The sequence below is a fragment of the Agaribacter flavus genome, from assembly GCF_042646125.1.
GTDB lineage: Bacteria > Pseudomonadota > Gammaproteobacteria > Enterobacterales > Alteromonadaceae > Glaciecola > Glaciecola flavus.
The window spans coordinates 24,863-37,081 of sequence record NZ_JBHRSW010000007.1; the positions used below are offsets into that span (position 1 = coordinate 24,863).

Consider the following 12,219-nt stretch of genomic DNA (forward strand, 5'->3'; position numbering starts at 1 on the left):
GAAAACAAGCGCTTTACACAGCAACAAAGAATTTAGGGGATAAAATGCCACAAGTCATATTCTTACCACACGAAGAGCTGTGCCCAGATGGTGCAGTGCTAGAAGCCAAGGAAGGAGATAGTGTGCTCGATACCGCTTTGAAAAATGGTATCGGGATTGAACATGCATGTGAAAAAGTCTGCGCGTGCACCACTTGCCATGTCATTATCCGAGAGGGCTTTGAATCCACGGGTGAAGCAGACGATCTTGAAGAAGATTTACTCGACAAAGCATGGGGCTTGGAACCAGAATCAAGGCTTGGCTGCCAAGCGATTATTTCGGATGAAGACTTAGTAGTCGAAATTCCTAAATACACCATCAATCATGCGTCTGAGCAGCATTAGCAAATAAGATTTCTGGATGTACTTGTCACAACTTTAGTTTTGCGTAATGCGTAACTGGCGGTAATGGCTTCCTTTTGTTGTATCTGCAGCTTAATCAAAATTTAATTGGGATTTTTGATTCAAGTTGAATATAATCGCGCGCAGCAAAAAGATTAATTTAAAACACATAGGATTTTATCATGGCTTTAGAACGCACTTTTTCTATCATTAAACCTGACGCAGTTGCAAAAAATGCGATCGGTGCCATTTACAATCGCTTTGAGTCTGCAGGACTGCGTATTGTTGCTTCAAAAATGCTGCACCTCTCTCGCGAAAAAGCAGAAGGTTTTTATGCAGAACACAAAGAGCGTCCTTTTTTTGGTGCCCTTGTTGACTTTATGACCTCTGGTCCCGTGATGGTTCAGGTACTTGAAGGCGAAAATGCCGTGGTTAAAAATCGTCAAATCATGGGTGCAACTAACCCCGCAGAAGCAGATGCAGGTACTTTGCGTTCTGACTATGCTGAATCTATTGATGAAAACGCGGTTCATGGCTCAGATGCGCCTGAATCTGCAGCACGCGAAATCGCGTATTTCTTCTCTGATGAAGAAATTTGTCCGCGCACAAGATAGTCGCGAGCACTAGCATACAAAAAGGGAGCAAATGCTCCCTTTTTTACCCTAAGGGTATGCGTAAAAGTATTCAACTGAAAGTACGATACCAGTCTACATTGCATGATCGAAGTGAATAGGCAAGAAAATGACGCAACAAGCAGTGACAAAAGAAACACCGGTAAATAGCACTAGCACTGACGCGAGTAAAAAGGTGAATTTACTCAACTTTAATCGCGCGGCGATGCGAGAGTACTTTGCGTCCATCAATGAAAAGCCTTTCCGCGCTGATCAGTTAATGAAATGGATTTATCAGGCTGGTGAATCGGATTTCAATAAAATGACCAACTTAAATAAGGCGCTACGCGAAAAGCTCATCAAACAATGCGAAATTCGTGCGCCAGAAATTTCTGAATACCAACAAGCAAGCGATGGTACTATCAAGTTTGCAATCATGCTTGAAGGCGGTCAAGAAGTCGAAACAGTATGGATACCTGAAACTGACAGAGCTACGCTATGTGTTTCCTCTCAAGTAGGCTGTGCATTAGAATGTACTTTTTGCTCCACAGCTCAACAAGGCTTTAATCGCAATCTATCTGTCGCTGAAATCATCGGTCAAGTCTGGCGCGTTGCGACGTTTATTGGCTTGTCTAAGGACACCTCACAAAGGCCCATTACCAATGTCGTAATGATGGGAATGGGAGAGCCGCTGTTAAACCTGAAAAACGTAGTACCTGCTATGGATATTATGATGGATGATTTTGGTTTTGGCTTATCAAAACGCAGAGTCACTTTGTCTACGTCTGGCGTGGTACCCGCGCTAGACATGCTTGGCGATCAAATCGATGTAGCCTTGGCCATATCTTTGCATGCGCCTGACAATGTGTTGCGTGACGAAATTGTGCCGGTAAATAAAAAGTACCCCATTGAGGAGTTTCTAGCGGGTGTAAGGCGCTATTTAGGAAAATCAAAGGCAAACCAAGGTAAGGTAACGGTCGAGTATGTCATGTTGAACGGTATTAATGACAGTACCGAACAAGCCCACCAACTCGCCAAGGTTTTAGCCGATACGCCCAGTAAAATTAACCTTATTCCATTCAACCCCTATCCCGGCTCGCCTTATACTTGCTCTAGTAACTCGCGGATTGATCGCTTTTCCAAAGTCTTGATGACATATGGATTTACAGTAGTGGTCAGGAAAACCCGCGGTGACGATATTGATGCTGCATGCGGTCAATTAGTGGGTGATGTAGTGGATAGAACCAAGCGATTGTTAAAAAAACAAATGCAAGGCAAGCCTATCTCGGTTAGAGTTTCAGATTGACTCTAGTCAGAGAGAAATAATGGGGAAGTAGGGTGATGTTGAAGACTTTTGTAGTATTAACCACTGTATTGATGCTGGGAGCCTGTGTTTCAGAGCCGGTAGATCCATCATTTGTCGGTACCGGCGCAATTGACAAATCTGAGGCTGCTAAAACACGCGTAAGTTTAGGCTTAACTTACCTCAAAAACGGCAATTTCTCTCAAGCGAAAACTAATTTAGATAAAGCCATTGAATTTGCCCCACGCTCTGGCGAGGTGCATTATGCAATGGCGTATTATTACCAGCAAGTGGGTGAAAATGACATTGCAGAGGAGTATTACGAAAACGCACTCGGTTTTTCACGTAATGCCCCCGACGTAGTCAATAGCTATGCGGTTTTTCTTTGTCAACAAGGCAAATATGAAAAAGCGAAGGAATATTATTTAAAAGCAATCAACTCAAGAAACTATTCCGCGACAGCTGAGACCTATGAAAATTTGGCGATATGTACTTTGAGCCATGGAGATAAAACTCAAGCCTTAACATATTTTGAAAGCGCATTGAATCATCAGCCGACACGACCACGCAGTTTGTTTTTAATTGCGCAAACGCATGCTGACTTAGAGAATTGGGAAGCGGCGAAAAAGTTTTTATGGCGATACGAACGCAATGCCCAAGTTTCTGCAGAGTCTTTGTACCTTCAGTATCAAATAGCTCAGGGATTAGGGGATACTAAAGCCGCAGTGGGTTACGGTGATTTGCTCACACAAATGTTTCCAGAACATGAAAATACACGGCGTTTTACCGCACAAATGGGAAAATTTAAACCAGCGGCAAAAGTGGTAAGGAAGTTAGCCAATGTCCAGCCTGCTAGTGTTGTGTCAAGTGCAGAATCTTCTATTGAGAATGAAGTTGTAACAAAGCAAGACGGGCAGGGCGGAAAAGCGGACGCGAGCACGAACGAAGTACCGTTGGTTAGCAAGGCGCCGGCGCAAATTAATGAAAATACAGAAAAATTAGTGGAAAATGACGGTTTTCATGTTGTGCAGCCAAAAGAAAATTTGTATCGTATTTCCCTCAAATATAACGTGAAGATGAATAAGTTGCTTGAGTGGAACAACCTCAACGATGCATCTTCAATAAAAATTGGCAGCAAACTGCGAGTCAGGGAACCGAATAATAATGAATAAGCAAGAAAATACGCCTGAACAAGAAACAGAATCCCAAGTTTCGCAAAGCCCTGGTCAGCAACTTAGGCTCGCACGTGAAAGTTTAGGTTTAAGCCGACAGCAAGTTGCCGATAGATTGCATTTACGCTTGATTAGCATCGAAGCAATTGAGTCTGATGGTATTGAACAAGGCGTATCTATTACCTTTACCAAAGGCTACGTTAGGCTTTATGCAAAACTGGTTAATTTGGAAGTGCAGCCCTTACTTGATGCGTTTGAACGAATTCATGTGGGTGATAAAAAACCAGCCAAGCTGCAGAGCTTTTCGCGACGAGTAGAGAGAGAAGCCCATGATAGCCGTTGGAATATGGTTACCTATGTGGTTGTTATCTTAGTTATTGCTTCCCTTGGATATTGGTGGTACGACCAACAAGAAGGGACGTTTTCTGAAATCGCAAGTGATGCGCTAGAGCAGGTAGGCCAAACGTTTGAAAAGTCTGAAGAGCCGCTTGAAGATAAAAATGAGGAAAAGTTGGATTCTGGTCCTCAGATAACCGAAGAGAGTGTACAAGAGCTTCAAAATGAGAGTCTTAGCAATGAAGAGTCAGACAGTGAAGATATCCGCACTGTAGACGTTGAAGAAGCCGATGACAGTGCTTTACTTGATGGAACCTCGGAGTTGAGCACTGTTACTGAAAGCACTGAGCTAGCTGCTTCAGATCAAATAATAGACCAAGAGACAAGCAAGCCAATCGATGAGCCAGACGAGGTTCAAGACGATTTAATCGCCTCGGCTTCTGTTGAAGAACCACAAAGAAACTCTACTTCTTTAGCCAACGATGATGGTACTGTTGATATGATCTTTACCTTTAAGCAAGATTGTTGGTTGAGTGTAAAAGATTCGACGGGAGAAACGATTGCATACGGTACCAAGGTAAAAGGACGTGTTATGGAAATAAGTGGTATACCACCGATTAAAGTGAATTTGTGTCCGCCTGAACGTGTGGAAATTGAATTTGGAAGACAACTTGTCGATTTAAGCGAATTTACCCGTGGAAGCCCAGTTAAAATAGAATTACCTTTAGCGAGTCAGTAGTCATGTTTGCAGCAAACCCTATCCAACGTAGAAAGTCAAAACGCATATACGTGGGGGAAGTACCGGTTGGTGATGGTGCGCCTATTACCGTTCAGTCAATGACCAACACATTAACCACCGATGTAGAGGCGACAGTTGCACAAATAAAGCGTATACAAGCAGCGGGTGGAGATATTGTCCGCGTATCTGTACCGACAATGGAAGCAGCGGAAGCGTTTAAAATAATTCGACAACAAGTCAATATTCCGTTGGTTGCAGACATTCATTTTGACTACAGAATTGCCTTAAAAGTAGCTGAATATGGCGTTGATTGTTTGCGAATTAATCCTGGCAATATTGGTAATATTGAGCGCGTTAAGTCCGTAGTTGACTGTGCAAAAGATAAAAACATACCTATTCGAATTGGCGTAAATGGTGGTTCTTTAGAAAAAGACTTACAAGAAAAGTATGGTGAACCCACGCCAGAAGCGTTGGTTGAATCCGCTATGCGGCATGTCGATATTCTCGATAAGTTAAACTTTGATCAGTTTAAAGTATCAGTTAAGGCCTCAGACGTGTTCTTGGCAGTGGGTGCGTACAGATTATTGGCAAAGCAAATTGAACAGCCCTTGCACTTGGGCATAACTGAAGCAGGCGGAAAACGAGCTGGTGCGGTGAAAAGCTCGGTGGGTCTGGGTATGTTATTGGCTGAAGGCATTGGCGACACCATACGAATTTCTTTGGCGGCCGACCCAGTGGAAGAAATAAAGGTGGGCTTTGACATATTAAAATCATTGAGAATTCGTTCAAGAGGTATTAACTTTATCGCCTGTCCGAGTTGCTCAAGGCAAGAATTTGACGTAATTGCCACCGTCAATGCTCTTGAAGAAAGACTGGAAGATGTATTAACTCCAATGGACGTGTCTATTATTGGTTGTGTGGTGAATGGTCCGGGTGAAGCTGAAGTATCCGATCTCGGTTTGACTGGTGCGCGCAATATGAGTGGTTTTTACGAAGATGGCAAGCGTCAACGAGAGCGCATTGCGAATGACGAGTTAGTGGACAAATTAGAGCAAAAAATTAGAGCAAAAGCGCGGGTTAAAGCGGCATCAGACGATCTCGAAAGTCGAATTGATATCAATGTTGTCGATAAATCTGCATAAAAATCCGCAATCTCTTGTTTTTCTTTCCTTCCTCGATTTACCCCGCGTGACAAAATCCTTATAATGTCGCGCTTTATTTAGTCTAATCAGATACGAGATACTAGTGGCGAAAAACATACAGGCAATCAGAGGTATGAATGACTGCTTGCCAGAGCAAAGCAGCGTGTGGCAATTTGTCGAGACCCATATACGACGAGTTGTCGCTAGTTATCACTATCAAGAAATTAGAACCCCCATTGTTGAGTCAACAGATTTATTTAAACGCAGCATCGGTGAAGTGACCGATATTGTCGAGAAAGAAATGTATACCTTTGAGGATCGCAATGGCGATAGTTTGACTTTGCGACCTGAAGGAACAGCATGTTGTGTAAGAGCCGGCAATCAACATGGTTTGCTCTATAATCAGCAACAGCGATTGTGGTATATGGGGCCGATGTTTAGACATGAGCGACCGCAAAAAGGCCGCTATCGCCAGTTTCATCAGTTTGGTGCTGAAGCATATGGCTTTGACGGTCCCGACATAGATGTTGAAATGATAGTGATGGGTGCGCGTTTATGGCGATCATTTGGTATTTCTGACAAGGTTAGTCTACAGATTAATAGCTTGGGAGATACCGAATCGAGAGAGCGCTACAAACGTGCCCTTGTCGACTATTTAAACGATTATTTTGAAGAGCTTGACGAAGATAGCCAGCGTCGAATTTCTACTAACCCACTTAGAATTCTCGACAGTAAAAGTGAAAAAACACAATCAATACTTGAACGTGCGCCATCCTTAGATGACTATTTAGATGATGATTCAAAAGCGCACTTCGAAGGTTTGTGCAAGCGACTAGACACACTAGGCATAAACTACCAGGTAAATCAAAGGCTTGTCCGAGGCTTAGATTATTATAACCGCACTGTATTTGAATGGGTTACGGAAGCACTTGGTGCACAAGGCACTATATGCGCGGGTGGGCGTTATGATGGCCTAGTCCAACAACTTGGCGGAAAGGCAAGCCCTGCGGTAGGTTTCGCGATGGGTTTGGAGCGCCTTGTGCTATTGATGCAAGAGCTAAACTCGCAGAGTAATTTTGAAAAAAATGCTGATGTTTATTTGACCTCGCTAGGCGAAAGTGCGGAATTGGCCGCATTCAAATTGGCTGAAGATATAAGAGATACCTTTGCTGATTGCCGAGTTGTGTTGCACTGCGGTGGCGGCAATTTTAAGAAGCAAATGAAAAAAGCCGATGCAAGTGGCGCAAAACTAGCCGTTATTATTGGTGAAAATGAAGTGAACACAGCGCGCTATGGATTAAAGTATTTACGAGAAGACAAAGCGCAAGAAACATACGACGTGCCGTCTTTGTTAAAAAGATTGGGTGAGGTATTAGAAAGCTAAGCCATTCCATTAAGGCATTAGCGAAAATCTAGGTTAGAGGAAACCATGGATCGTTTTGAAACTGAAGAACAACAAGTTGAAGCTATTAAGCAATTTTGGAAAGAAAACGGCACCGCAATTATTGTAGGTGCTGTATTGGGTTTGGGCGGCCTTTGGGGCTGGCGCTATTACTCAGATAAAACTATTGAAGACAAAGAGTTAGCCTCAGTCGCTTATCAAAGTAGTGTACAAGCTTTTGTTGAGAGTGAAGATACAGCGGCGATTGAGACCTTTTTAAGTGAGCATAGTGATACAGGATACAGTCAACTCGCCTCTTTGCTTGTTGCCCAGCAAGCTGTCGAAAAAGACGACTTTGACAAGGCGAAAACGGCGCTTCAAAGTGTCACGTCTTCTAAGACTGAACTTGCAGATATTGCCCGTATTCGTTTGGCAAAAATCCATATTAGTCTCAATGAAAATACTCAGGCTCTGAATGTGTTGGAGCAGGTGGAGGCAGTATCATTTAACGACCAAGTGAATGAGTTGAAAGGTGATGCATTGTTTGCACAAGGCCAATATGACGAAGCACGAAGCGCATATAATCTTGCTTTAGTTGAACTTCCTAATGATATTAATATCAAAATGAAACTCGACAATATTGCGTATGCAAAATCTCAAGCGGTGAGTAAAGATAGTGATGAATAAAACTTGGCTACTGGTTGGCCTAGCGCTAATACTAGGTGGATGCAGTACAATTTCAGGCTGGTTTGCAGATGACGAAGAACTCGAAATTCGTCGTTTGAATGATATCGAAATGGTGTTTACACCAACGGTTGATTGGAAAGAAGATGTCGGTGAAGGTGTAGACGACTATTTTTCTAATCTTGTGCCTGTCGCAGCCTATAACAAAATTTTTGTTGCTGATCGTGAGGGCAGTATCTATGCCTTGTCTTCCGAAGATGGAGAGACCTTATGGGAACAGGACATCAGCACTCGAAGTAAAGAAAGCAAGTTGACAAATTTGTATGGTTTGTTTCCTGCTCGGATCCCTGCCAAGATTGCCGGCGGCTTATCTGTGGCCTATGAAACGATTTATTTCGGTACTGAAAACGGTGAAGTTGTTGCGCTGAATGAAGCAGATGGCAGCATAAAATGGCAAGTCAAAGTACCCGGTGAAGTTATTGTTCCTCCAGCAATCGATACAGGTGTTGTAGTAGTGAATACGGTCGCCGGTGTGTTGCTTGGACTTGACGCAGAGACTGGCGAAATAAAATGGCAAAACGAATCTGATGTACCCCCCCTTTCTTTGCGCGGCACGTCTGCGCCAACTGCTACAAATGGTGGCGCAATTGTTGGCACCGCATCTGGCAAATTGGTTGTGAATATCATTGATTCTGGACTGACTGCGTGGGAGCAAGTCATTGCAAAACCAGTGGGGGCGACTGAGCTAGAACGCATTGTCGATGTTGACAGTAAACCCTTGGTGTTTGGTGGAAACATATATGTTGTGAGCTATGGTGGTGGTTTGTCAGCAGTGGAACTTCGTACTGGCCAAGTAGTTTGGAACCGTGATTACGCCTCGTACCAAAATGTAAGCTTGGACGGCAATACCCTATTTCTAACTGACAATAACAGTGTCATATATGCCGTTGACCGCAGAAATGGCGTTGAGTTATGGTCTAACACATCATTACGTAAACGCTCACTGACGGCCGCTACTCCCGTGGGTGACTACATAGTGGTAGGGGACAAATGGGGCTTTTTACACTGGTTAAATCAAAGCGATGGTAAAATTGTATCTCGCTTAGATATTGGCGGCGATGATGAAGACGATGGTATCTATTCGGCTCCAGTAGAGACAAATGGTAAACTATTGGTAAAAACTCGTGCTGGAGAGCTCAATTTAATCAGTACACCCTAGTGTGTCTAACACTTCAAACAGTAGACGCCAATGACTTTTCATTGGCGTTTTTAGTCTAAGAGGACTTGTATGTTACCAGTGATAGCCCTTGTTGGCCGTCCTAATGTGGGTAAATCTACATTATTCAATCGCTTAACTCACTCAAGAGATGCACTGGTTGCAGATTATCCAGGGCTGACCAGAGACAGAAAATATGGTCAGGCAAGCTATGAGCAGCGTCAATTTATTGTAGTTGATACCGGTGGTATCAGTGGTGATGAGGACGGGATTGATGCAGCAATGGCTGAGCAAAGCTTATTAGCTATTGATGAAGCGCACGTTGTATTGTTTTTAGTTGATGCTCGAGCGGGCTTAACACCTGCCGATGTGGGGATTGCCAACCATCTACGCAAGCAAAACAAAACAGCTTATTTGGTTGTAAATAAAATAGACGGTATTGATGGTGATAGCGAAAGCGCTGATTTCTATTCACTAGGCTTTTCTCATCTCATGCAAATCGCAGCGGCGCACGGGCGCGGCGTCAGTCAACTTTTGGACAGTGTTTTAGATCCGATTAAGGATGCGTTTCCGGAAATGTCTGTCAGTGCTGAGCCACAAGACGAAGAGGAAGATGCCGAGGCCAAGTTAGCGCGTTTACAAAGCTTACCCATAAAATTGGCTATTGTTGGCAAGCCCAATGTTGGGAAGTCAACCTTAACCAATCGTATCTTGGGTGAAGAGCGAGTGGTCGTTTATGACATGCCAGGCACAACACGAGACAGTATTTTTATCCCTATGGAACGGGATGAAAGAGAATATATACTCATCGACACGGCGGGTGTGCGCAAGCGCAAAAAAGTTAGCGATACGGTTGAAAAATTTTCCATAGTCAAAACCCTCCAAGCGATTGAAGAATCCAACGTTGTTTTACTTGTTATTGATGCCCGTCAGGGAATTACCGATCAAGACTTATCACTGCTAGGTTTTGTACTGAATTCTGGCCGTTCTCTTGTCATAGCCGTGAATAAATGGGATGGCTTAGATTCTGATGTAAAAGACGATATCAAACGTGAACTTGATAGACGCTTAGGCTTCATTGATTTTGCTAGGTTACACTTTATTTCTGCATTGCATGGCACAGGCGTGGGGCATTTGTTTGAGTCAGTTCAAGAAGCTTATGCCTCAGCAACTAAAAGAATTAATACTGCAATGCTTACCCAAATCATGGAAATGGCTCAAGATGATCATCAACCCCCACTTGTTTCAGGACGGCGTGTAAAAATGAAATATGCCCATGCAGGGGGCTACAATCCGCCCGTGATAGTCATACATGGGAACCAGTTAACTGCCTTACCGGAGTCATACAAACGCTATTTAATGAATTATTATCGAAAAGCGCTTGAAGTGATGGGAACCCCAATCAAAATTGAATTTAGAGAAGGGGCAAACCCCTATGAGGGACGAAAAAATCAATTATCCTTGTCGCAACAGCGTAAACGCAAACGATTAATGAGTTATCACAAGAAGAAAAAGCGTTAGCTTGCTTATTTGTAAGGCGATGTTTGTTTTAAGGGGAGGTATGCAGAAAAACAAAGTCGTCATCAACCCATCCATGGGGACTCCAAAAAGGCATCCATGCCTTTTAGGCTTTGTTTTTCTGCATACCTCCCCTTAAAACAAACATCGCCATTAACAAATTGGGTAATTGACGCTAAGCTGTATAAACAACAAACATGAAAAGGATTAGCTATGGGATTGTTAGACAGTTTAATGGGCAACGCTAGTGAAGTAGATGCGACAGAAGTGAATGACGAAATCTCAGAGGTTTTGGCAGACAACGAATCTGTTGCAAATGCTTATAAACTCATCCGCGATATGTTGGTCATTACAAATAAGCGTTTGATCTTTGTAGACAAGCAGGGCATGACCGGAAAAAAAGTCAGTTATCACAGTATTCCATATAAGTCTGTGACCAACTTTATCGTCGAAACTGCAGGTACCTTTGATACAGATTCGGAGCTTAAGATTTGGGTTTCGGGTCGTGCCGCTCCTCTTGAGTTAGAACTTAAATCTGGATTGGCTCCTTCGGTGCAAAAAGCACTAGCTACGCAAATGTTTTCCTAGCAACTATATTTTCCAGGCTACTTGGTTTTCAATGTGCCTGCAGATGCATTGGCGGCGTGCTTTGCAGTTTTTGTGGAATGCGCGACCGCCTTGTTTAAATCGATTAGTTCATTTTTTGTAAAATTTCGCCACTGGCCGATTTTTAGTCCTGTTAAATCAATATTCATGATACGTGTGCGTTTTAACCTTTTAACCTCAAAACCAAAGTGTTCACACATGCGGCGTATTTGCCTATTTAGACCCTGAGTCAAAACAATTTTGAATACAAACTGACTAATTTTTTCTACTTTACATTGCTTAGTCACGGTTCCGAGTATCGGGACACCATTTGCCATTTTTTCAATGAAATCTCGCGTCACCGGTTTATCTACAGTAACGATGTATTCTTTGTCATGAGCGTTTTCGGCGCGTAGAATTTTGTTCACAATATCGCCATCACTTGTCAAAAATATCAACCCTTCAGAGGGTTTGTCTAGTCGGCCAATGGGGAATATTCGTGATTTGTGATTGATTGCGTCGATAATGTTGCCCTTTACATGTCGTTCTGTCGTGCACGTAATTCCAACAGGCTTATGATATGCAAGATAAATGCGATCTGATTTGTTTGCGGGGGCGGCTTTGATAGGTTTTCCATTTATCGCCACACGGTCTTTTGGAAACACCTTAGTACCGAGCTCAGGCAGTTTACCATTTATCGTCACGCGCTTTTGCTCAATGAGTTTGTCGGCTTCTCGACGAGAGCAAATGCCTGTTTCACTGATGTATTTATTTAGACGTTTACCAGAATTTTCTTGCATAAAACATTGAGTCTGTAATTTTTTCCACTGTTTTCAGCGGTTTGGTTTTTGTTTTTATAAGCTTGTGTTTCCTTTTCCGATTATAGCTAATCTATTCTTTGTTGCACTCCTTTTGGTGTTCCCCTGAAAGAATACCAGCACAGCCTCTGAATTAAATTCATTGAGCACAATTCCAAGATGGAAAATAGTCAGTATAAACCTGCTAAATCTGCCAGATACTTCCAATGGGAATTACACTGGGCTAGAATACCGCTCAAATTTTAATGTGCACTGCACATACTCTTATACAGCGAAGAATATCTTCAACAAATGTAAACGAACTTATCAGCGGTAATTTGACTATATAAGACCA

Annotated in this window: 12 protein-coding genes; 11 read left to right on the forward strand and 1 reads right to left on the reverse strand. The window is 42.9% G+C overall.

What is annotated here, in order from left to right; all coding sequences use genetic code 11:
• Nucleotides 1–44 precede the first annotated feature (44 nt).
• The 11 genes from fdx to ACFOHL_RS05920 all read left to right on the forward strand — a co-directional run bounded on the left by fdx (nt 45) and on the right by ACFOHL_RS05920 (nt 11,070).
• A complete protein-coding gene (gene fdx / locus ACFOHL_RS05870) occupies nt 45–383 on the forward strand; it encodes an ISC system 2Fe-2S type ferredoxin (protein WP_376919278.1) in 339 nt (112 codons plus the stop codon).
• A gap of 179 nt (nt 384–562) precedes the next feature.
• The gene (gene ndk / locus ACFOHL_RS05875; RefSeq protein WP_376919279.1) at nt 563–994 is read left to right on the forward strand and encodes a nucleoside-diphosphate kinase; all 432 of its coding nucleotides are present in this window, start codon (nt 563–565) and stop codon (nt 992–994) included.
• A 127-nt stretch (nt 995–1,121) separates the two neighbouring features.
• On the forward strand, nt 1,122–2,297 hold the full coding sequence (locus ACFOHL_RS05880; protein ID WP_376919280.1) for a bifunctional tRNA (adenosine(37)-C2)-methyltransferase TrmG/ribosomal RNA large subunit methyltransferase RlmN: 1,176 nt from the start codon (nt 1,122–1,124) through the stop codon (nt 2,295–2,297).
• A gap of 35 nt (nt 2,298–2,332) precedes the next feature.
• Nucleotides 2,333–3,466: a type IV pilus biogenesis/stability protein PilW gene (pilW, locus tag ACFOHL_RS05885; RefSeq protein WP_376919281.1), complete on the forward strand. Its 1,134-nt coding sequence runs from the start codon at nt 2,333–2,335 to the stop codon at nt 3,464–3,466.
• Nucleotides 3,459–4,541 (forward strand): RodZ domain-containing protein, encoded by a 1,083-nt coding sequence (locus ACFOHL_RS05890; RefSeq protein WP_376919282.1) that lies wholly within the window; start codon nt 3,459–3,461, stop codon nt 4,539–4,541. Before pilW ends, ACFOHL_RS05890 begins: the two co-directional genes overlap by 8 nt.
• 2 nt (nt 4,542–4,543) lie before the next feature.
• Nucleotides 4,544–5,683 (forward strand): flavodoxin-dependent (E)-4-hydroxy-3-methylbut-2-enyl-diphosphate synthase, encoded by a 1,140-nt coding sequence (ispG, locus tag ACFOHL_RS05895; protein ID WP_376919283.1) that lies wholly within the window; start codon nt 4,544–4,546, stop codon nt 5,681–5,683.
• Nucleotides 5,684–5,786: 103 nt separating this feature from the next.
• Nucleotides 5,787–7,067, forward strand: a complete 1,281-nt coding sequence (gene hisS, locus ACFOHL_RS05900; RefSeq protein WP_376919284.1) for a histidine--tRNA ligase — start codon at nt 5,787–5,789, stop codon at nt 7,065–7,067.
• Between the two features lie 45 nt (nt 7,068–7,112).
• Nucleotides 7,113–7,751, forward strand: a complete 639-nt coding sequence (locus tag ACFOHL_RS05905; protein ID WP_376919285.1) for a YfgM family protein — start codon at nt 7,113–7,115, stop codon at nt 7,749–7,751.
• Nucleotides 7,744–8,967, forward strand: coding sequence for an outer membrane protein assembly factor BamB (gene bamB / locus ACFOHL_RS05910; RefSeq protein ID WP_376919286.1), 1,224 nt, complete (start codon nt 7,744–7,746; stop codon nt 8,965–8,967). The genes ACFOHL_RS05905 and bamB overlap by 8 nt, the downstream gene beginning before the upstream one ends.
• Before the next feature lie 69 nt (nt 8,968–9,036).
• A complete protein-coding gene (gene der / locus ACFOHL_RS05915) occupies nt 9,037–10,485 on the forward strand; it encodes a ribosome biogenesis GTPase Der (protein ID WP_376919287.1) in 1,449 nt (482 codons plus the stop codon).
• Nucleotides 10,486–10,695: 210 nt separating this feature from the next.
• Nucleotides 10,696–11,070, forward strand: a complete 375-nt coding sequence (locus ACFOHL_RS05920) for a PH domain-containing protein (protein ID WP_376919288.1) — start codon at nt 10,696–10,698, stop codon at nt 11,068–11,070.
• A gap of 17 nt (nt 11,071–11,087) precedes the next feature.
• Here the strand turns inward: ACFOHL_RS05920 and rluF are convergent, their stop codons facing one another.
• Complete coding sequence (rluF, locus tag ACFOHL_RS05925; RefSeq protein ID WP_376919289.1) at nt 11,088–11,867, reverse strand: 23S rRNA pseudouridine(2604) synthase RluF; 780 nt, start codon at nt 11,865–11,867, stop codon at nt 11,088–11,090.
• Nucleotides 11,868–12,219 lie beyond the last annotated feature (352 nt).